Genomic DNA, 21,181 nt, shown 5'->3' with positions numbered 1-21,181 from the left:
AGGTTGCAACATATAGAGGGTGGAATTCCCACCGAGCAAGAACTAACCATTCACTCGTAGTGAGTCTTGTAGATCCACGGGGACAGGCACCATGACCCATTTTTATTGTTTAGCTACGGCTTTAAGTGTCACTCCAGTGCAGGCAACTAATGCCTCAAGAAGCATATCGCCAGAACAAGCAGCCATACCTGTTCCTCCTGTGGCTGGATGAAGACCTGCTTTAACAAGAGCTTTACCTGTGTTAACATTGCAGGTAACCCCCTCACCAATAATCCCCGTGGCATGTAAAGTAATGGTAGCCTGCTTGGGATCGTCACGATATTTCTCTTTCAGAGGTGCCTGAAGTTCACGCAATTCCTCACTTCTCAAATTTAATCTCCTCACAATTCTACTAGTATATTTTTGGCGGCAAAGGCTTTCCTGGGTAAAAGTCTTTGAGATACTATAACAATCTCGCAAAAGGCACATAAATCTTCAGTTCCCAGTAAATGAAATCCATTGTCACCATTAAAATAGCATATTATTGCTGAATAGTCTGGAGAACCACGGGGACAGGCACCATGACCCAGTGCCTAAAGATTATTTGGGCCCAGGAACCTGACCCTCTGGCCCTATTACTGTTTGACAAGAGAAGTTATAACTCATGGACAAGGGGTCAGGTAGAGACCACTGAAAAAGTAGTTGTATCCGAAAAATGAGTTAATTTAGAATGCCTATGTTGATTGGAACGGAAGGTGCGAGGCTCACCGCCCGCCCTGCGGAAAGGGAGCAACCTGGAGTGGAAATCAACAGGTGGTTTAGCACATACTGTTTAAAAAAGTGGACTTTTTCAGTGGTTTCGGTCAGGTCCCAGGTCCCACTGGGACGAGGAACCTGACCCCTTGTCCCTCATTTCATACGAATCGTATATACCCCTAATATTAATATAGAGGTAAGTGAAGAATCCAAAATATTTATGATAGGTTTTGCACTGGGATAGGGAAGATATCCTGCCATGATACTAAGTAGAACCGTGATAAGGACCAGCCGGTGGTGAACCTTCCTTTTTATGAAGATGATAAACAGGACTGGAAAGAGCAGGGAGGCGTTGATCACTCCTGTAAAGAAAAATAGTTCGATGATGTCTGGGCGAAAAAGGAGGTAGCCGCCATATAAAACGACAATAGTGAAAAGAATGGTTAAATAAACAGTCTTTTTCCTCTTTTGAAAGCCCTTCGTTTCAAAAAGCTGTAAAAAGTCGTTTAGTTTTGAGAAGTAAGTGGTCATTAACGTAGCTAATAATGTAGACGCACTGATTAGTAAGAAAACGGGTGATTCCAGCAAATTCAGCAAATCATAGAACAGGGTGGTAACATTTCTAAAACCACCAAGAGACAAGGCAGGGAAGATCATTATCGAAAAACAGAGCGGGATCGTTGCCCAAATACTACCTGATAGGATGAAGCTCTGACTGATTTTTTCCTTTTTAATGCGAAATAAAATGTTCCAGGTCCCAAAATCAGTTAGAAGTTTTCCAAGGAAAATAAGAAAAATAGCAAGTGTATAGATAAAAAGCTCTTCAATTTGAATCGTAAACATATAAGGATGGTACAATTTCATCCCAAAAAACATTTTTTCTAAATCACTAGATAGGAACAAATAGACAAACAGAATAATAATAATGGATTGGAAAATCCCAATTTTATAGATCGCATACTTTCCGATATCTCGAATAAAACGAAACAATAGGAGAGGCAAACCGACTAATATAAAAAGTAGGACGCCAAACCAAATAGGTAAGTGGAAGGTGGCATAAAAAAGGATACTAGCACCAATAGCTAGCAATAAAAATTCTATGGAATAACTAATTCCGATCAATAAAAATAAGGTGTTTTTTGTCTTCTGGTCCAACTTATCTTGTACAAGATCCATCAAGGAATGAGCACCCTCATTTTGCTGTCGGGCCTTTTTACCGATAAGGCCAAATGTGAAAAACGCGATCGCTCCCATTATGCCAAAAAGTAGACCTGCGATAATACCGTAAGTCATGGTGGCCTCGGAGGCTGTAAACATAGCGTTCGCCGATAGCCATCTTGAGATTAATAAAACAGATGTAATACCAATTCCTAACTGTCCTAGAGTCTTTGTGCGCAATTACGGAGTCCTCATTTCGCGAAAATGTTTAGCAGTCACTCCAACTTTTCGTTTGAAAATAGAGCTAAAATAATGCAACGTATTGAACCCAACCTGTTCTGAAATTTGTGAGATTGTTAATTCTCCTTTTTTTAGCAAGGCCTTTGCTACTTCCACTCGATAATCAATCAAGTAATCGGAAAAAGAAGTACCCACTTCCTCACTGAATTTCCTACTTAAATAAGAAGGGTTTGTATGAATGTCACTAGCCACCATGGATAAACTGAGTTTCTCTTGATACTTAACATGAATAACCTGCAAAGCATCAGAGACAAGCTTGGAGCAATCAAGGTAATGAATGTCTTTTGCGTGCTTTTTTATGACCTCTTTCAGTTCACTTTCAATGATTGGTTTTGTTAAAAAGTCACCGACTCCAATTTGAATGGCCCGTTTGGCATATTCAAATTCCTGATGAGCCGTAATCATGACAATTCTAATATCTTTATACAACGCTTTAAGTTCTATAGCGAGCTCTAAACCAGATTTCCCTGGCATTTCAATATCAAGAAAGGCTAGATGAAACTCCTCTTTTTTACATAAGTGTAGAGCTTGGCTACTATCCATAGTAGGGAATAGCTTCCATAATGGGCAAAGTGGTTTGATCAGGAACTCAAGCTGCTCTAATACAATCGGTTCATCATCGACAAGTAACACATTCATCCACCCACACCCCGACACAAAATATTTTAATTATTATTATACACGTTTCGACAAAATTTTCCAAAATATTATGAATGTCTTAATTCGACATGTGCCCTAGAACTTGTCGACGAAATTTAAAGTAAATAAATAAGATCGGCCTGGAACTTTGCCTGGTCTTTTTAGATGATGCCTGATTCAGTTATTCTTTAAAATAGGCCAAGTTACAGCAGCCTTAACGCCTCCTGTTGGAACCTGCTCTAAACGCAGGGAGAATTGATCCCCAAATAGTAAGGCCAGTCGATTATATATATTTTTCAGCCCTTGCCCAGAAGAGTCCTCGATGTCGAAATCCTCATGGATCTTACCAATCCCATCATCGATCACCTCTAAATAGGCCATCGTTTCATCTGTTTTAAATCGGACCAATAGGCTAACATCGCCCGGTTTTTTCTCCAGGCTATGCTTAAAGGCATTTTCAGTTAAGGTTTGAAGCATGTAGGGGGGAATTAACACACTGAAATCTTCATGTTCGCTCATATCATAGGTAATCGACAAGCGTTGTCCGATTCTAATTTGTTGTATGGTTAAATAATGCTTCGTATAATCAAGCTCCTGTGAAAAGGGGATATGTTGGTCTTTAACTTGATATTTAAACTTTAAAAATAAGGAAAGTTGCTCGAGGACCTCGATTAGCTGGTCATTTTTCTTGAGGCGAGCTAGTCCTAAAATTAAATTCATCGTATTAAATAAAAAGTGAGGTTGGATTTGCTGATTTAATTGAATATATTCACTTTGTTGAAGCTCTTTTTCTAGTTGGACTCGTGTATTTTCATTTTTTAAGAAATCGAGTTCATGTTCAAAAGCTAGGACTGAAAATAAGGTAATGGACCCTATAATCGGAGCCAGCATGGCGAGTGTAATGAACGCTGTGTATAAGTTAAAGGTTATCATTCCAAATTTCACCTGTAGTTGAGTTATTTTAAAGTAAGTATGTGTTAAAAGTCATTGCTATTTTCAAACAATGTTGATTGAAGCGGAAATCAACAGCCAAGTTTAACAGATATGTTAAGAATAAAGAAATGTGCCACTCATGACAAGTGACACATTTGAAATCATCTCATTAAGCAAATTCACAGGCAACAAAATGCTCGGGGCCGACCTGTCTCAGCCTTTGCTCAGTCGTTTTGCACGAGTCAGTCGCCATCGGGCAACGTGTGTGAAATCTGCAGCCTGTTGGTGGATTGATTGGAGACGGAACATCACCTTTTAGGATGACACGTTCTCTTGTTCTTTTTCTTGTTGGCTCTGGGATCGCTGACAGTAATGCCTTCGTGTAAGGATGCTGTGGATTTTCAAATAATGATTTTTTATCAGCAATCTCCACAATGTTTCCTAAATACATAACAATCACTCGGTCTGAGATATGGCGTACAACACCCAAATCATGTGAAATGAAAAGGTAGGTTAATTTAAATTCTCTTTGTAGTTCTTTTAATAGATTCAATACTTGAGCTTGTACGGAAACGTCTAAAGCGGATACTGCTTCGTCACAAATTAACAGCTTAGGCTTAACGGCAAGGGCACGGGCAATTCCAATACGCTGACGCTGTCCTCCACTAAATTCATGAGGATAACGGTCAATCATATCAGCACGTAATCCTACTTGCTCGAGCAATTCAATCGTGCGCTGTCTTCGTTCATGCTTTGGAACAACTTTTAATATTTCCATCGCTTCTTCAATAATGCGCCCGACCGTTTGTCTAGGATTTAATGAGGCATAGGGATCCTGAAAGATGACTTGTAAATCCTTACGCTTTTCTCTCATTTTTCGCTTGGAAAGGGATAGAAGGTTTTCCCCGTCAAAGAAAACCTCACCTGATGTTGGCTCTTCTAATCGTAGAATTGCACGTCCAGTTGTGGACTTTCCACAACCAGATTCACCTACAATACTAACGGTTTCTCCTTCATAAATCCCAAAGCTTATGCCATCAACCGCTTTGACGTGATTGACTGTCTTACCAAAAATTCCACCTTTTATAGGAAAGTACTGCTTTAAATCCTTTACTTCTAATAGTGCCTTTTTAGTATTAAGAACCGACATTTTCCGCCGCCCCCTTTCCGATTTGTGGCTTTTCACCCTTCCACTCATCTGTATAAATCCAGCAACGAACTTGTTCATTGTTCTCTAACGTATTTAATTCAGGTAACCTTTCATGACATAAGTCTGTAGCATATGGACAGCGAGGAGCAAATCGGCAGCCAACAGGCATATCAAATGGACTCGGAACGCTTCCTTTAATCGTGAGTAATTCATCACGGTCTTCGTCTACCCTTGGGATAGAACCCAATAATCCTTCTGTATAAGGATGCTTTGGCTGTTCAAATAATGAATCAACATCCGTGTATTCAACAACCTTACCTGCATACATAACGGCAACCATGTCACAGGTCTCGGCAATGACTCCAAGATCATGTGTAATCATAATGATGGCTGATCCGAAGTCCTCTTGTAATTTTTTCAAAAGGTCCAGAATTTGTGCTTGAATGGTTACATCAAGGGCAGTTGTTGGTTCATCGGCAATTAATAGGGACGGATTACAGGCTAATGCCATCGCAATCATAACCCTTTGTCTCATTCCACCACTAAGTTCATGTGGTTCTTGCTTTGCTCTTTTCTCCGGTGAGGGAATTCCAACAAGCGTTAGCATTTCTACTGCCTTTTCCCATGCCTTTTTTCGGTTTAGCTTTTGGTGAATACGGAACGCTTCAGCAATCTGTTCACCAACAGAGTACACAGGATTTAAGGAAGTCATCGGCTCCTGGAAAATCATTGATATTTCATTTCCACGAATGCTTCTCATTTTCTCTTCTGAATAGGATAAGATGTTTTCTCCCTTAAATAACACCTCACCACCGGCAATTTTTCCAGGAGGCGTAGCAATTAATCTCATGATTGAAAGGGAAGTAATACTCTTTCCGCACCCGGACTCACCAACGATTCCCAAGGTTTGGCCACGATTTACTTTAAAATCAACTCCATCTACCGCTTTAACAACTCCGCGATCGGTAGAAAAGTGTGTTTGTAAGTTTTTTACCTCTAAAATAGTATCTTGATTCGATTGCATTCTGTTCACCTCTTCCCTAGTTTAAATCCACACGTTTATTTAGGAATCGATACGAAATATCGACTAGCATATTCACGACAACAAAGATAATCGAAACGGTCAAAATAGATCCTTGAACAAGCGGTAGGTCTCTCATACGAATCGCATCAATAATTAAACGTCCAAGACCGTTAATAGCAAAGACCGTTTCAGTTAAAACCGTACCACCTAATAATGCTCCAAATTGTAAACCGACGACTGTAATAACAGGGATCATTGCATTTTTCAATGCATGCTTGTACACGATAACCTGTTCTTTTACTCCTTTTGCTCTCGCTGTTCGAATGTAATCTTGGCGGATGACTTCAAGCATACTAGAACGTGTCATACGGGCTACAATGGCAGCACCACCAGTTCCTAGCGTAAGTGCTGGCAACACGACATGCATGAAAGTACCCCAGCCTGCTACAGGGAAGATTTGAATTTTTACTGAAAGATAAAGGATAAACATCAATCCAAGCCAAAAGCTTGGTAAGGATACTCCGAGTAGTGCAACAATCATTAAAGAAACATCTGAGAAGGAATACTGTTTCGTAGCAGAAATAATTCCTGCTAAAAGTCCTAGAAAAATCGTCACGAGTATACTCCAAAAGGCTAATTCAAAGGTAACTGGCAATCGTACAAGAATTTCATCTAAAACAGGACGATTGGACCTTATGGATGTTCCAAGATCTCCTCTGATAATTTCACCTACATAAGAAAAATATTGAACGATAAGTGGTCGGTCTAAACCGAGCTGATGTCTAATGATTTCTACTTGCTCAGGTGTTGCACTTTCTCCAGCTAGAAGAACCGCAGGGTCACCTGGTACCATCTGCATGATTAAAAATACAACAAGAACGACTCCGAGTAATACAGGGATCATTTGTAATAATCGTCTTAATATGAAAGTAAACATCGTCTCACTCCTATCATTCTAGTAAATTATTATCTCTTCATTCGTGGATCTAACGCATCACGTAAGCCATCACCAAACATATTGAGACCCATTACGATAATCGCTATGGCAAGGCCTGGGAAGGTAGCCAAATGAGGGGCATTCCACAGGAAGTTACGACCACTACTTAACATTGCTCCCCACTCTGGTGAAGGAGGTTGAGCTCCCATTCCTAAGAACGATAGACCTGCAGCAGTCAAAATAGCTGTTGCTAGACGTAGGGTACCTTGAACGATAATAGGAGACATAATATTAGGTAATATATGAACAAACATAATTTTAAAATCAGTTGCGCCTAGTGCACGGATAGCATCTACATACTCCATTTTTTTCGTTGAAAGAGTCGATCCTCTCACAATACGGGCGAACGTCGGAATGGAGAAAACACCAACAGCTATCATTACATTAATCAAATCTGGACCTAGTGCGCTAATAATTGCTAAGGCTAATAAGATACCAGGGAAGGCAAGGAGGACATCGATAAATCGCATGATCACCGTATCGACCATTTTTCCGTAATAGCCTGAAACAAGACCTAAGATAATCCCAACGAAAGCCCCGATGGCCACAGATACGACACCAACTGTTAAGGATAATTGTGATCCGTAGATTAGACGGCTTAGCACATCGCGTCCTTTATCATCGGTTCCCATCCAATTCTCCAATGAAGGTGGCTGAAGCTTGTTCAATAAATTCATTTCTAATGGATCATACGGAGCAATCAATGGAGCGAATATGGCAACTATTATATAGAAGAGAATAATGTATCCACCAATCATCGCCATTTTATTTTTCTGTATTTGTTTATAAAAAGAAGACCAACGTTCCATCCGGGGGCTACGCACCTTAGGTGAAAGCTTGTTCTTATTTACCTCTACAGCAGATTGATTCATCTTTTGTGACCTCCTTTTTCTAAGGGCTTGGGATTTTCTTCTGTAACCGAGCCTGTATTAATAAATTATCAGAAAATATACACTTTTTATATTATTTTTACAATTAGGTAATGATTGTGTAAAAGAAAGTCATCATTTTGAAAACATTATATTCTGAACTTTCTTATAATAGGAACAAGTCATACAAATGCAGAGTTTTACCGACTTCTGAAATCTATTTTGAAAAGGACGGTGAGAATAAGAATGCAAGTTAAGAGAATAGAAAAATTACGTTCAAAATTGCTAGAGGCAGATTTAGATGCAGTTCTAGTAACATCGCAAGAGAATCGTTACTATTTTTCTAACTTCCGTGGTTCAAGTGGGGTACTTCTCATTACAAAGGAAGATTCCTTCCTATTAACAGATTCTCGTTATACTCTCATTGCAAGAGGGGAAGCTCCTTTATATGAAGTGATTGATCACAATCGTGAATTGTTATCGAATGTGACAACACTAACTGAAAAATATGGGGTAAAAAATCTCGGAATCGAATTCGAATCGATGCCGGCAGAAGAGTTTCTTGATTTGAGGAATGCAATACCGACTGTTCAGCTTTTGAAGGCAGATCCAATCTTCTATGATATTCGCATGATAAAGGATGAACAAGAAATCGAGTACTTGCGTGAAGCTGTTTCGTATTGTGATGGAGCCTTTGAACACATTCTTTCATTTATACGTCCAGGAATGACAGAATTAGAGGTTGGATTTGAGCTAGAAATGTTCATGAGAAAAGCAGGTGCAGAAGGAATCAAGGCAAATCATGTCATTGCTTCTGGTGAAAGATCCTCACTTCCTCATGGGCAAGCAACGGGAAGAGTCATCCAGGCTGGCGACTTTGTCAAAATGGATATAGGTGCTAGAGTAAAAGGCTATTATTCTGACTTTACGAGAACCGTTGTCCTAGGTGAACCAACTAGTAAACAGCTAGAAATCTATGAAGTTGTAAAAAAAGCTCAAGAGGCTGCTCTAGAGGCCATTGGTCCAGGAAAAGTATGTTCAGAGTTAGATGAAATGGTCAGGTCGATTATCCGCGATGCTGGGTATGGCGAAAACTTCACTCATAGCTTAGGTCATTCAATTGGTTTAGCCGTTCATGAAAAACCAGTTATGCGTCAAACGGATAACACCGTGTTACAACCAGGAATGGTGATCACCGTGGAACCAGGAATTTATATACCAGGCTTCGGTGGGGTGAGAATTGAAGACTTTGTTGTTATTACAGAAGATGGCTACTTAAATCTTACAAAAGCAACAAAGGAATTACAGGTACTTCCTATATAAAATTAGTTAATGAGAATGCTAGTAATGCTATTATAAAACATTCATAAAAGAGGAGAGATCATATGAAATCTAAAAAGGTTATGTCAATCATCTTAGCAATGCTTTTCGTTATAGGTGCAATCCTAACGGGTTGTTCAAACGCACCTTCTGAAAGTGCTGCTGGCACTGATAACAGTAACTCAGGGAATGGAGAGGTTACTGGTGGAGAAGGCGGAGAGCTAATCATCGCGGTTCTATCAGATGCGACTCAGCTTGATCCACATAAAGGGACAGATATCCCATCTGCTAACGTGTATCACGGCAAAATTTATGAAGGTCTTGTCAAACAAGATGAAAACATGGAAATTCAACCTGCTCTAGCTACTGAGTGGGAGTCAGTAGACGACCTAACGTGGGAATTCAAGCTACGTGAAGGAGTAAAATTCCATGATGGTACAGATTTTAATGCGGATGCTGTAAAGGTAACCATTGATCGTATTTTAAATGATGAAGTGGCTTCACCACGTAAGAGCTTGTACGAAATGATCACAGAAGTTAAAATTATTGATGATTATACAATTCAATTAGTAACAGAATATTCATTTGCACCATTACTTGCGAATCTTTCACATTATGCAGGTGGAATTATTAGTCCAAAGGCAATCGAAGAGCAAGGCGATGCATTAGGTCAAAATCCATCTGGTACAGGTCCTTTCAAGTTTGACTCTTGGACACCTGGAGCAGAGGTTCGATTAGTGAAAAATTCAGACTACTGGGGAGACAAGCCGAAAATTGATAGCGTTGTGTTCAAGGTAGTACCTGAGGATGCAACAAGAATTGCAATGGTTGAGACAGGCGAAGCTCATCTTGCTGAAGCCGTTCCAGTTACAGAAGTAGAACGTATTGAAGGTAGTTCTGCAATGGAATTATACCGCCGAGATGGTTTAGGAATTGATTATATTGGATTTAACATGAAAAAAGAACCATTTACTGATATTCGTGTACGTCAAGCAATCAATTATGCAATTGATACAGACATGATCCTTCAAGGTGTTTACAACAATGTTGGTACGGAAGCTACAGCACCAATGGGACCTGCTGTTTGGGGACATAACCCAGATCTAGAAGGCTATGACTATGATGTTGAAAAGGCAAAAGGACTTCTAAAAGAAGCAGGCTATGAAGATGGCTTCAAGACAACAATTTGGACAAACGACAACAAAGCACGTATGGATGTAGCAGAGGTTGTTCAATCTCAACTTAAAGGAGTTGGAATTGAAGTTGAAATTAAAGTGGTAGAATGGGGTGCTTACCTAGACGCAACTTCAAAAGGTGAGCATGATATGTTCGTACTTGGTTGGTCCAATATGACTGGTGACGCTGACTACAACCAGTACTTCCTTTTCCACACAGATGCACAAGGTCCAGTTGGAAACCGTGCATTCTATAGCAATCCAAAAGTTGATGCATTAATTGACGCTGGTCGTCAAGAAACAGATCCAACAAAGCGTTTAGAAATTTACAAAGAGGCTCAAGCAATCGAAATGGAAGAAGCACCAATGATCTACCTACGTAATGCTGAGTACTTAATCGCTGTTGGTAAGTCTGTCAAAGGCTTCTGGTTACATCCATCACAAATTGATATGCTAAATGATGTAACGATTAATTAGGTACCTCCCCTAGGGTATATAGTAAGCCTATTCCGCGTAAGTCGCGTGAATGGGCTTGCTTTGTTAAGATATGGGTCATGGTGCCGGTGGTAGGTCATGGGGTCAGGTCTCTTGTCCCAAAACGGGTCAAGGGGTCAGGTCCCTTGTCCCAAAACGGGTCAAGGGGTCAGGTCCCTTGTCCCTTGTCCCAAGATAAGCATAAAAAATAATAGAAAATAGAGGGAGTTCAATATAATGGAGAACATGGACTATTTAAACCATCCTTACTCATCACAAAGAATGACGACTATTGCGAAAAATGGTATGGTTGCAACTTCGCAGCCTTTAGCTGCTCAGGCAGGATTAGATATTTTAAAAAAGGGCGGCAATGCTATTGATGCGGCAATTGCAACGGCTGCTTGTTTGACTGTTGTTGAACCAACCTCAAATGGAATAGGCGGAGACGCTTTTGCATTAGTTTGGACAAAAGGAGAATTACACGGGCTAAATGCAAGTGGACCAGCTCCAAAAAGCATTTCAATTGATGCGGTTAAAGAAAAAGGTCATGAATCGATGCCGAAGTTTGGTATGATCCCTGTTACAGTTCCAGGTGCACCTGGAGCATGGGCAGAGCTTTCCAAGCGTTTTGGAAAATTGCCATTATCAGAAGTGCTAAAGCCGGCCATTGAATATGCGGAAAATGGGTATCCTTTATCACCAATTCTAGGGAAGTACTGGAAAGGGGCTTACAACCGCTTCAAGGAATTATTCAAAGGGGACGAATATAAAGGCTGGTTTGATACGTTCTCTCTAGATGGAAGAGCACCTGAAATTGGGGACGTGTGGAAATCACCGGGTCACGCAAGCACACTTCGGTCAATCGCTGAAACAAATGCAGAAAGCTTTTACCGTGGGGAACTGGCTGAAAGGATTGATCAGTTTTCTAAAGAAAATGGTGGCTTCCTATCAGCTGAAGACTTAGCAGACTATAAGCCAGAATGGGTCCAGCCAATCAAAGTAAATTATCGAGGCTATGATGTGTGGGAAATTCCACCGAACGGACAAGGAATTGTGGCTTTAATGGCTCTTAACATGATGAAGGGCTTCGAATTAAACGAAAAAGAATCCGTTGAAACGTATCATAAACAGATTGAAACTATGAAACTAGCATTTGTCGATGCGAAAAAATACGTAACAGATCCAAAACATATGTCATTTAGCTCTGAGCAGCTACTTTCTGAAGAATTCGCAGAAGCACGTAGAAGTTTAATAGGAGACGCGGCACTAACTCCTGAGCCAGGAACTCCTCCAAGTGGTGGAACGGTTTATTTAGCAACAGCTGATGGAGAAGGAAACATGGTGTCGTTTATTCAGAGTAACTATATGGGCTTTGGTTCCGGTATCGTTGTGCCAGGAACAGGAATCGCCCTTCAAAACCGTGGAGCTGACTTCTCACTAGACCCTGAAGATGAGAACTCCTTACAGCCAGGAAAAAAGACGTACCATACGATTATTCCTGGATTCCTAACAAAGGACAATGAAGCAGTAGGACCATTCGGTGTCATGGGAGGCTACATGCAGCCACAAGGACATGCACAAGTCATCATGAATACAGTGGACTTCCACTTAAATCCACAAGCAGCCCTTGACTCACCAAGATGGCAGTGGATCGAAGGTAAAAAGGTAAGTGTCGAAAACACCTTCCCGAACCACATTGCCCAAGCACTTGCCCGAAAAGGCCACCAAATCGAAGTAGCCCTAGACGGAGGCAGCTTCGGCAGAGGACAAATTATCTGGAGAAACCCAAAAAGCGGTGTACTAATGGGTGGAACAGAATCAAGAACAGATGGCTCAATTGCAGCTTACTAAAATATAGGAATTAGAAATAATAAACGCTTTAAAACATCGGGGGTCAGGCCTTCGATGCTTTAAAGCTACAAATTAAGAGGCTGTGTTAAAAGGTCATTGTTGATTATCAAACGATGTTGATTGGAGCGAACATCAACAGGCAACTTTAACAGAGCCAAAGTAAAAAACTAACAACAACAAAAAGGGATGAACTAAATGAAAAGACAGCTTGAGTTATTTTTGGCCTTTTTTCGTGTTGGGATGTTAGGGTACGGTGGTGGACCATCGTCCATTCCGCTCGTGCATAAAGAGGTCGTTGATAAATATAAATGGATGAATGATGATGAATTTTCGGACGTACTTGCACTAGGGAACACGCTTCCAGGTCCAATTGCGACCAAAATGGCTGGGTACATTGGGTACCGAGTGGCAGGAATACTAGGCTTGATAACTGCAGTGCTAGCCACGATTGTCCCAACGATTTTGTTAATGATTGTATTCTTAACATTTTTATCATCCTTCAAAGATCAACCATGGGTAATCGGGATGACCAAGGCGGTTGTTCCGGTTGTTGGGGTAATGCTTGCCGTGCTAACATGGGACTTCTTCAAAAAGTCGAAGGATTCTCTAGGCTGGAAAATGGCTGTAGGTTCCGTCGTAGGGAGCTTTATCCTTTTGGAGCTTCTAGGTTTACATCCTGCCTTTTTAATTGGTGGTTTATTAGTTTTTGCCTTAGTGAAAAAGGATAAAAAGGTTGAAGTGGAACAGGTATACGAAAGAGGTGTTGGCTTATGATCTACTGGCACATCTTTCTCGCCTTTTTTATCCCAGGAATTCTAGGATATGGGGGTGGTCCAGCTTCCATTCCGCTAGTAGAAAACGAAGTGGTGGACCGATATGAATGGTTAACAGTATCTGAATTTAGTGAGGTACTCGCATTAGGCAATGCACTTCCAGGGCCGATTGCCACAAAAATGGCAGGGTACATCGGGTTTCAGCAAGGTGGAATACTAGGTGCTGCTGTTGGTATATTTGCCACTGTAGCCCCTTCACTGATTCTAATGATCGCACTTCTCGCCCTATTATATAAATACAAAGATTCACCACAAGTGAAGCGAATGTCTAGCTATGTTAGACCGGCCATTTGCGTACTACTTGGTGTCATGACTTATAGCTTTTTTGCTACTTCCTATGTGGATGCAGGAATTCTTCAAACGATATTCCTCATTGTGGCCAGTTACTTATTACTAGTGAAATTCAAATTCCATCCCGCTTATGTCATTGTTGGGGCATTGGGGTATGGAGCGATATTTTTAGCATAGTGGGAAAGGGGTCAGGTACCATGTCCCTTTTGTCAACAATCGGAAAGAACCTTTAGAGCCTCACTTTTGGGTGTGTTGTCGGCCATGATCAGAGATATAGAACTGAACGATGCGATACGCGTCGTATTCGCCAGGATTATTTGGAATGGAACTTCATTCGCTTCTTAAACCAAATTCATGCCGATTCTAATTTTAAGAATGACGTCTTGCATTGGATTAAGAGGTTGGAATTAACAGAGGAAGAGAAACGAGAAAGAACAGCTTTGTGGAAACACGAAACCAAACCTTGTACAGTGCTGTTGAAGATGGCAACAAAGACAGAAAAAGAAGCAGAAAACAAAGGAAAAACATAAAGCAATTTTAGATGGGCCTGAGGTGGCAGAGATGCTAGTATTTTGTAAGGAACCAAAAGCACTTAAAGAGATTGTAGATTTTATGAATGAGAGGATGGTCATTTCTGATTCGCACATCTTCCAAGTTATTTTGAGACCATTAATGAAACAAGGTAAACTAGATAGATTTAAAGCTCCGGAAAAGGGAGGAACTAGAGAAGTGTTTCATTATCAGGTTAGTAAGGATAATGGTTTTGTTGAGTAAAATTTAATAGATGAAAGATAACTAATCAGGCTCATCTCCATACAGGGAGATGGGCCATTTTTTGTGTTTTATGGAGTGGAATTAGTAATAAAACGAACCAAAAATTTAGTAGAAGAGAGTACACTTAACCAAAATGATTGAGCAGGTTATTCTGCTGCACAAGTAGATTTAAGAAGTTAATTATTATAGGTTAGTGTGTAAGTTTATATGGTACCTGTAAAACACAAATAAAAGGGTTTTATGGTAAAATATTCATTATAAGATTAGTTTTAAGGTGGTAACTTTCAAAAAAATTTAAAATGGCACTTATGCTGTAAATAAATATACAGAAAACCATTACTGACTTTTATTGAACATTATTGTCGTTTTACGTGCCTGTCACCACCCGGAATTTGTCGAAGATCGTTTTGCGTGCCTGTCACCACCCGGAATTTGTCGAAGATGATGATGGTTACATTTCTTGAGGATATACGGGTGATCTTCAAAGGAATTATTCGCAAATTAGTAGCATACTTCTTTCGGGAAAAACGTAATAGAACATAATAAAACCACCCTACGCTGTCGCAAGCTAAAGGGTGGTTTTCAGAAATTAAAATAATTTTGACAACCACCACCTTGACGGTCGAGGTTGCAGGGAGAAGTGTTACTAGCACTTCTCTCTTTTAGTATATTCTCATTATCATGTAGGTTCAAATCTTCGGAAGCGAAGGGACGCTTCTTTTTGCTTCAATTTAGATATAGAATCAATTTTTGCTGCTGTAACTTCCTTGAATTCCTGTTTTTTAACCGTGTTTGTGTAAAAAAGAAATATTTCCATTTTCCATATCTAGTTTTTAACGAATGGACATAACTCAAGGTATGTAGTAATTTTATCTAAAAATAAGGAGGTTGGTGAATGACGACGATTTTTACAAGTATTGGACTAAAGGGAATGGTGTGCTATAGGGTAGAGGTTGAAGTTCAAATTATACCTGGTAAATAATGGTTTAGTATGGTTGGCTTGCCAGATGCATCGGTCAAGGAATCGAGAGATCGGGTGGCCGCGGCATTATATGCGATGAAGGTGTCTTTTGAAAGGATCTTAGAATCTACTCCTCTTACTAATAGTCAGCAGCTGATAATCAGACAATTGTCTAGCAAGGAGAATTGGAGTAATCGTGTTCAAGTTAAACGGATCCGATTAGCTCGGACGATTGCAGACCTTGATGGGAAGTCCAGCGCTTACCAACGAAGGTCTGTGGGAAGCACTGACGTTAAGAAGACAACAGTCCAAAATAAACCAGAAATCAGAGATGAGGTGAAAGTATGGGTAGAGAGAAACGAATTTGGATTCCGAATCGAGGAACCACGGGGACAGGTACCGTGGCCCGTTTCTAGAGATTATTTGTGCCAGTGAACCTGTCCCCCTGGCTCTCCCTGGCTCTAGATATGACTGAGTAAGGAGAGAGGGAAAAGCAGTGGGACAGAAGCGGCCAAGGGGACAGGCACCATGACCCATTTTTAGAGTTTAGTTGGGACAACGTACCTGTCCCCCATGCGCTGCCCCTTGCGCTGTATAAGGACACATGGACAGGCCGACACCTATCCATGTCTAGAACCACGGGGACAGGTACCGTGGCCCGTTTCTAGAGATTATTTGTGCCAGTGAACCTGTCCCCCTGGCTCCTGGAGGGGAGAGCCAAGGGGACAGGCACCATGACCCAGTGCCTAAAGATTATTTGGGCCCAGGAACCTGACCTTCTGGCCCTATTACAACATTTAAACTAATTGAAGGAGCTGATACATATGCTAATCCAATGTACAAAAAAACTACTAGATGAACTTAAGGTAACTGCTGATCCAACGATAGCACCGATAGAGGAAGATTCATTGTTTTCTTGGCATGCCAATATAGTAAAGTTAGGTCGGAGGAAGGCTCTCGTTTTGGTGAATGATAAAAATCGATATGCGATTGTCCTCTATGGTTTAAAGGCAAAGGACATGAAAAATGTCGATGCGCTCATCCTGCAAGCCATCCGTGAAACATTTAAAGCGGTGTATATCAAGGATGAGGTCATAGAGCAGTTTATCCAACGCTCTAATCCAGTTGTCTTCTCTAAAACTAAGGACAGAACATTTGTCGCAAGAATGAACAAAGCATGTGGATATGTGTATTATTTTGAAGACTTAACTGACCAAGAAGTTATTTTTCAAGTAGAAATGAGCTTTAAGGTTAGCGGTATTTTAGTAGGAGACGGAAAGAATAGCTATATAAATCCAAATGAAGAAATGTATAAGGACTTAGAGGAATTAGCAGGTCAACCCATCTTTCGCTCTGAAGCCATAGAGCTAAAAGTAACGTTGTGCCTTGAGAATTACTCAGTTTGGCGAAGTATCATCGTTCCGACACATACCACTTTTGACAAATTACATAGAGTATTACAAATTGCTTTTCAATGGCAAAATACCCATCTACACGAGTTTTATATTTATCCAATTTACACAGGTGACAATGTCATTTCGATCAAGAAAGAAAAACCGATTATGCATCTAGTGAGTGATGAAGAAGCCCTTAGCTACCAAGACGATATTCCGATGGAAATGGAAAAAGGGATCAAGCTGTCCGACTATCTTCCAGCTAAAATCGTTTATAACTATGATTTTGGAGATGGCTGGGAGCATGAAATTAAAGTAGAAAGAGTCATAGAAAATTACGAATTCAACTATCCTACCTGCCTATATGGTGAAGGAAATGCCCCGCCAGAAGATGTAGGCGGAGAACCAGGTTACGAAGAATTCCTTCAGATTATGGGTGATAAAACCCACCCGGACTTCGAGCATATGGTGAAATGGGGAAAGAAGCAGGGATATCGGGAATTTGATCTTATAGAGGTTAATAGGAGACTGAGGGTAGAGTGAATTTTACCTGCCTGTCACCTCGGTTTTTCTTAAAAGCCCTAATCTTTTCAAAAAAAGTAATGATGCCCCTGACTATACAACGGATAGTTGAAAAGACGATAGTATTATGGTAGTAAAATAATTAAGTGAATCGTAACAATGTTGATTTAAAACTCTCAACAATAAACCCCGTCATTAAAGCATTGGGAGTATGGATTAATCAAACGTTTGTTTAAATCACAGTGTTAAATTACTATCCAAGTTTATAGAAGTTTTGACAAATGGAACCATGGGGACAGGTACCATGGCCCGTTTCTAGAGATTATTTGTGCCAGTGAACCTGTCCCCCTGGTACATGCTTCATTAAAAACTTAAATCCAACATATAGCGTGGAATAGGGAAGGCTACATTCAGTTGCATAAGCTGGAAGACTGAATTCCTGCACTTCACCCTTTGTTGTCTTTTCCCTGTGAACTTGTTTCAACAAGGAAAGGACCGCAGCATAGGCACTAGCTGGAATTTGGATGTTATTTTGAGATTGAAAGTTTCGCATATCTTCAAGAAGTGCTTGTGGAAACTTAAATCCATAGATTCGAACGTTTTGTCTGTTTTTTCTTTTTTTCATCGTACTACCTCCAATAATGTCAACGTAGTTGGTAGGTATATCTTAGAACAGGTGAACTTTTAGTTCATATGGGTGTATCGGTAGTTTAGGGGGGAACCATGGGGACAGGTACCATGGTCCGTTTCTAGAGATTATTTGTGCCAGTGAACCTGTCCCCCTGGTACATTGTAGTTTTTTGTAAGAAATAGTAATAACTTCTCAATCTTTCTACTAATTTTTATGCTAGAATAGCAGTATTGTATACTAATAATTACAAGTTTTTGAAGAAGACTATTAAAATTTATTATAGGAGTATGATGATGAGAAGAAGAGCTTTTTCCCTATTTTGCAGCTTGCTATTAGTGGGTCTGGGATGTTTTTCAAACGGAAGTATTACTTATGGAGTTGGTAGCGAAGAGGATTCTAGTTATTACATTATTCATTATAATGGTGAAAAACATGAAATCGTAGTGAATGAAAATGTAAAACTGACTTTAGCTAGTTGGACAGACGAATCGAAATCATCTGTTAATGGTCAATATGAAATCGATACGGATTCTTCTATTCAAACAAAAGACATCACTCTTACTGTTACAGATGAACTGACTCAATTGGTTGAGATGGAAAGCGAGAATTTTCGATACAAATTAGTTGTATCTAATTCCTTTAAAGTTGAAGAAATAAAATCTCTTGATAATAATGAACTAATGACAGGTGTTGCTGAAAACGATAACTCGGTTTTCGATTCATCATCTGTACTTCAATCTTCCGAGGACACGACCATTGGTAGTGAGGTCGTAACACCTTCTGTCAATTATGCTACGAATATACAAGACATGGGTTGGCTAAACTCTGTATCTAATGGAGAAATGTCAGGTACAGAAGGACAAGCAAAACGCATTGAAGGTATTAAAATATCAGTTGATCATATAGAAGAACTAGGTATAGAATATTCCACACATGTTCAAGACTATGGTTGGTTAGATTATGTTTCTGATGGTATAGAGAGTGGAACTACTGGGGAAGGTAAACGCTTAGAAGCGATTAAAATCCAACTACTCGGAATTCAAGCTGATCATTATGATGTATATTATCGCGTTCATACACAAGATTACGGTTGGTTAGGCTGGGCAAAAAATGGTGAATCTGCTGGTACAGAAGGACTAGCTAAACAATTGGAAGCAATTGAAATTGTTTTAGTCGAAAGGGGTAAATTAGCTCCTGATTCATTCAATAAACCATTCATTACAGGACCAACTGTTGCTTATTCGACCCATGTTGAAGATTACAGTTGGTTGGATTTTGTAGCAGATGGAGCGATGAGCGGAACCGTAGGCCAAGCGAAACGGTTAGAAGCCATTATGATTGATTTACAAAATGCCCCTTATAGTGGAGATATTACATTTTCAACCCATGTAGAAGATTATGGTTGGTTAAATCCTGTTTCTAACGGTAAAGTATCTGGTACATCGGGACAAAGCAAACGGATGGAAGCAATTAGAGTAAGTTTAACTGGAGAAATGGCAAAGCATTACGATGTTTACTATCGTGTTCACTCTCAACATTATGGTTGGTTAGGTTGGGCAAAGAATGGAGAATCATCTGGTACAGAAGGACTTTCTAAACGATTGGAAGCAATTGAGATCGTATTTGTCAAAAAAGGTGGAATAGCTCCTGGTGCAACCAATAAACCATTTGTTACAAGACCAACTGTTGTTTATTCGACGAATGTTGAAACATACAGTTGGTTGGATAATGTAGCAGACGGAGTGATGAGCGGAACCGTAGGCCAAGCAAAACGTTTAGAAGCCATTATGATTAGTCTAGAAGATGCCCCTTATAGTGGAGATATTACATTTTCAACGCATATACAAGATAATGGCTGGTTAGATCCTGTTTCCAATGGTAAAGTATCTGGTACAATAGGACAGAGTAAACGGATGGAAGCAATTAGAGTAGATTTAACTGGTGAAATGGCCAAATATTACGACGTTTATTATCGTGTTCACGCTCAAGATTATGGCTGGTTAGGTTGGGCGAAAAACGGGATGAAAGCTGGCACAGAAGGACGTTCAAAACGATTAGAAGCAATAGAAATTAAGTTAGTTCCTAAAGGTCGGGGAGAGTCAGTTAGTGAAAAAAAAGCTTTCATGCCACCTTTGAGAGTATTTTTAGACCCCGGACATGGTGGACATGATCCTGGTGCAATTGCTGGTGGTTATGAAGAAGCAGACTTGAATTTAGCTGTAGCAAAAAAGGTCCAATCATTATTAGTAGGTCGTGGATATCAAGTTTATATGTCTCGTGATAACGATACCTACGTATCATTGATAGATCGACCTCAAATGGCCAATCATTTAGATGCAGATATTTTCATTAGTATTCATCATAACTCAACAGAAGGGGGAGCAACGACTGTTGCTGGAATTGAGTCATTCTACTATAGATATAATGTAGATTACCCTTCTAAAATCAATGGTGATATGCATAATAATCCAGAAAGAATAGCAAAGAGTGTGACACTTACAAACCTGATTCAGAATAATATGGTTGACAATACAGGTGCGAAAGATCGGGGAACGGCAGGACAAGCATTAGCAGTTGTTCGTGAATCAGCTATGCCTGCAACTTTACTAGAGCTTGGTTTTATTAACAACTCAAGCGAACGTCAAAACCTAGTTTCAGACTCTTATCAAAGTACATTAGCCCAATCAATTGCGGACGGAATTGATGAATACTTTAACGTATATTAATTCGTTTTACAATTTGTTTAAGAGCTGCGAATGGACGGTTCTTATAGGGAACAATAGGAAAAAGGCACAACTAGCATATTTTAGCTAGATGTGCCTTTTTTTCTATATTATGTAAAAAATGTTTTGTTTACCTATGTAAAACGGGGAAGGTTCCATCCTTTCAAATTGGTTTAAACGTCTGTTCTAAAGGAGACCCAACAGAAATGATGGTTTTAAGAGACCTATCTGTAATAATTGCGATATAATCAGAGGGATGATGAAATAGTGATAGTTTTGCGGATTACTTTGAAAAATTAAACCTGATATGCTTAAAATCGCAGAATTATTACTTTCTAGTTAGAGATACAATTGTATGTTATAGCACCAGCTAGACCATTAAAATAACCCCTCTCAGGTAAGAAGAGGGGAAAAGTTCGAATGAATG

19 protein-coding genes are annotated in these 21,181 nt (G+C 39.9%); 10 read left to right on the top strand and 9 right to left on the bottom strand.

Annotation, left to right across the window (positions count from 1 at the left end):
* Nucleotides 1-102: 102 nt before the first annotated feature.
* The 8 genes from ACOI1C_RS14595 to ACOI1C_RS14560 all read right to left on the bottom strand — a co-directional run bounded on the left by ACOI1C_RS14595 (nt 103) and on the right by ACOI1C_RS14560 (nt 7,745).
* Nucleotides 103-384 (bottom strand): OsmC family protein, encoded by a 282-nt coding sequence (locus tag ACOI1C_RS14595; RefSeq protein WP_422511234.1) that lies wholly within the window; start codon nt 382-384, stop codon nt 103-105.
* A 504-nt stretch (nt 385-888) separates the two neighbouring features.
* Entirely contained in the window at nt 889-2,133 is a 1,245-nt protein-coding gene (locus tag ACOI1C_RS14590; protein WP_422511233.1) for a hypothetical protein, read from the bottom strand.
* Nucleotides 2,134-2,832, bottom strand: coding sequence for a response regulator transcription factor (locus tag ACOI1C_RS14585; protein WP_422511232.1), 699 nt, complete (start codon nt 2,830-2,832; stop codon nt 2,134-2,136).
* Between the two features lie 177 nt (nt 2,833-3,009).
* A complete protein-coding gene (locus ACOI1C_RS14580; RefSeq protein WP_422511231.1) occupies nt 3,010-3,765 on the bottom strand; it encodes a sensor histidine kinase in 756 nt (251 codons plus the stop codon).
* A 169-nt stretch (nt 3,766-3,934) separates the two neighbouring features.
* A complete protein-coding gene (locus ACOI1C_RS14575; protein ID WP_422511230.1) occupies nt 3,935-4,915 on the bottom strand; it encodes an ABC transporter ATP-binding protein in 981 nt (326 codons plus the stop codon).
* A complete protein-coding gene (locus tag ACOI1C_RS14570; RefSeq protein WP_422511229.1) occupies nt 4,902-5,939 on the bottom strand; it encodes an ABC transporter ATP-binding protein in 1,038 nt (345 codons plus the stop codon). Before ACOI1C_RS14570 ends, ACOI1C_RS14575 begins: the two co-directional genes overlap by 14 nt.
* 16 nt (nt 5,940-5,955) lie before the next feature.
* Nucleotides 5,956-6,876, bottom strand: coding sequence for an ABC transporter permease (locus tag ACOI1C_RS14565; protein ID WP_422511228.1), 921 nt, complete (start codon nt 6,874-6,876; stop codon nt 5,956-5,958).
* A 29-nt stretch (nt 6,877-6,905) separates the two neighbouring features.
* Complete coding sequence (locus ACOI1C_RS14560) at nt 6,906-7,745, bottom strand: ABC transporter permease (protein ID WP_422511251.1); 840 nt, start codon at nt 7,743-7,745, stop codon at nt 6,906-6,908.
* A gap of 306 nt (nt 7,746-8,051) precedes the next feature.
* Between ACOI1C_RS14560 and ACOI1C_RS14555 the strand changes: the two genes are divergently transcribed.
* The 9 genes from ACOI1C_RS14555 (at nt 8,052) to ACOI1C_RS14515 (ending at nt 17,421) form a co-directional block, all read left to right on the top strand.
* Nucleotides 8,052-9,128, top strand: a complete 1,077-nt coding sequence (locus ACOI1C_RS14555; RefSeq protein ID WP_422511227.1) for a M24 family metallopeptidase — start codon at nt 8,052-8,054, stop codon at nt 9,126-9,128.
* Nucleotides 9,129-9,190: 62 nt separating this feature from the next.
* Nucleotides 9,191-10,777, top strand: a complete 1,587-nt coding sequence (locus ACOI1C_RS14550) for a glutathione ABC transporter substrate-binding protein (protein ID WP_422511226.1) — start codon at nt 9,191-9,193, stop codon at nt 10,775-10,777.
* 243 nt (nt 10,778-11,020) lie between these two features.
* Nucleotides 11,021-12,625 (top strand): gamma-glutamyltransferase family protein, encoded by a 1,605-nt coding sequence (locus ACOI1C_RS14545; RefSeq protein WP_422511250.1) that lies wholly within the window; start codon nt 11,021-11,023, stop codon nt 12,623-12,625.
* Between the two features lie 195 nt (nt 12,626-12,820).
* On the top strand, nt 12,821-13,399 hold the full coding sequence (locus ACOI1C_RS14540) for a chromate transporter (RefSeq protein ID WP_422511225.1): 579 nt from the start codon (nt 12,821-12,823) through the stop codon (nt 13,397-13,399).
* A complete protein-coding gene (locus ACOI1C_RS14535; RefSeq protein ID WP_422511224.1) occupies nt 13,396-13,926 on the top strand; it encodes a chromate transporter in 531 nt (176 codons plus the stop codon). The genes ACOI1C_RS14540 and ACOI1C_RS14535 overlap by 4 nt, the downstream gene beginning before the upstream one ends.
* A 224-nt stretch (nt 13,927-14,150) precedes the next feature.
* Complete coding sequence (locus ACOI1C_RS14530) at nt 14,151-14,279, top strand: hypothetical protein (protein WP_422511223.1); 129 nt, start codon at nt 14,151-14,153, stop codon at nt 14,277-14,279.
* Between the two features lie 31 nt (nt 14,280-14,310).
* Nucleotides 14,311-14,523: a hypothetical protein gene (locus ACOI1C_RS14525; protein ID WP_422511222.1), complete on the top strand. Its 213-nt coding sequence runs from the start codon at nt 14,311-14,313 to the stop codon at nt 14,521-14,523.
* 991 nt (nt 14,524-15,514) lie between these two features.
* Nucleotides 15,515-15,919, top strand: a complete 405-nt coding sequence (locus tag ACOI1C_RS14520; RefSeq protein WP_422511221.1) for a hypothetical protein — start codon at nt 15,515-15,517, stop codon at nt 15,917-15,919.
* Between the two features lie 389 nt (nt 15,920-16,308).
* Nucleotides 16,309-17,421, top strand: a complete 1,113-nt coding sequence (locus tag ACOI1C_RS14515; protein ID WP_422511220.1) for a plasmid pRiA4b ORF-3 family protein — start codon at nt 16,309-16,311, stop codon at nt 17,419-17,421.
* Nucleotides 17,422-17,722: 301 nt separating this feature from the next.
* Here the strand turns inward: ACOI1C_RS14515 and ACOI1C_RS14510 are convergent, their stop codons facing one another.
* Nucleotides 17,723-18,025, bottom strand: coding sequence for a hypothetical protein (locus ACOI1C_RS14510; protein ID WP_422511219.1), 303 nt, complete (start codon nt 18,023-18,025; stop codon nt 17,723-17,725).
* Nucleotides 18,026-18,324: 299 nt separating this feature from the next.
* Here ACOI1C_RS14510 and ACOI1C_RS14505 point away from each other — a divergent pair, with 299 nt between their 5' ends.
* Nucleotides 18,325-20,757 carry an N-acetylmuramoyl-L-alanine amidase gene (locus tag ACOI1C_RS14505; RefSeq protein ID WP_422511218.1) on the top strand — a complete coding sequence of 811 codons (2,433 nt, stop codon included), beginning with the start codon at nt 18,325-18,327 and terminating at the stop codon, nt 20,755-20,757.
* The last annotated feature ends 424 nt before the right edge of the window (nt 20,758-21,181 follow it).

It is taken from the genome of Bacillus sp. DJP31 (assembly GCF_049310945.1).
GTDB lineage: Bacteria > Bacillota > Bacilli > Bacillales > SA4 > Bacillus_BS.
This window is presented reverse-complemented; position numbering and strand designations above follow the sequence as displayed.

Excerpts from the sequence above, each read along its gene's own strand:
- ACOI1C_RS14515 (WP_422511220.1), top strand. The coding sequence starts at position 16,309 with ATGCTAATCCAATGTACAAAAAAACTACTAGATGAACTTAAGGTAACT.
- ACOI1C_RS14560 (WP_422511251.1), bottom strand. The coding sequence starts at position 7,745 with ATGGAACGTTGGTCTTCTTTTTATAAACAAATACAGAAAAATAAAATG.
- ACOI1C_RS14540 (WP_422511225.1), top strand. The coding sequence starts at position 12,821 with ATGAAAAGACAGCTTGAGTTATTTTTGGCCTTTTTTCGTGTTGGGATG.
- ACOI1C_RS14580 (WP_422511231.1), bottom strand. The coding sequence starts at position 3,765 with ATGATAACCTTTAACTTATACACAGCGTTCATTACACTCGCCATGCTG.
- ACOI1C_RS14510 (WP_422511219.1), bottom strand. The coding sequence starts at position 18,025 with ATGAAAAAAAGAAAAAACAGACAAAACGTTCGAATCTATGGATTTAAG.
- ACOI1C_RS14525 (WP_422511222.1), top strand. The coding sequence starts at position 14,311 with ATGCTAGTATTTTGTAAGGAACCAAAAGCACTTAAAGAGATTGTAGAT.
- ACOI1C_RS14570 (WP_422511229.1), bottom strand. The coding sequence starts at position 5,939 with ATGCAATCGAATCAAGATACTATTTTAGAGGTAAAAAACTTACAAACA.
- ACOI1C_RS14575 (WP_422511230.1), bottom strand. The coding sequence starts at position 4,915 with ATGTCGGTTCTTAATACTAAAAAGGCACTATTAGAAGTAAAGGATTTA.
- ACOI1C_RS14555 (WP_422511227.1), top strand. The coding sequence starts at position 8,052 with ATGCAAGTTAAGAGAATAGAAAAATTACGTTCAAAATTGCTAGAGGCA.
- ACOI1C_RS14550 (WP_422511226.1), top strand. The coding sequence starts at position 9,191 with ATGAAATCTAAAAAGGTTATGTCAATCATCTTAGCAATGCTTTTCGTT.
- ACOI1C_RS14505 (WP_422511218.1), top strand. The coding sequence starts at position 18,325 with ATGAGAAGAAGAGCTTTTTCCCTATTTTGCAGCTTGCTATTAGTGGGT.
- ACOI1C_RS14545 (WP_422511250.1), top strand. The coding sequence starts at position 11,021 with ATGGACTATTTAAACCATCCTTACTCATCACAAAGAATGACGACTATT.
- ACOI1C_RS14565 (WP_422511228.1), bottom strand. The coding sequence starts at position 6,876 with ATGTTTACTTTCATATTAAGACGATTATTACAAATGATCCCTGTATTA.
- ACOI1C_RS14535 (WP_422511224.1), top strand. The coding sequence starts at position 13,396 with ATGATCTACTGGCACATCTTTCTCGCCTTTTTTATCCCAGGAATTCTA.
- ACOI1C_RS14520 (WP_422511221.1), top strand. The coding sequence starts at position 15,515 with ATGGTTGGCTTGCCAGATGCATCGGTCAAGGAATCGAGAGATCGGGTG.
- ACOI1C_RS14585 (WP_422511232.1), bottom strand. The coding sequence starts at position 2,832 with ATGAATGTGTTACTTGTCGATGATGAACCGATTGTATTAGAGCAGCTT.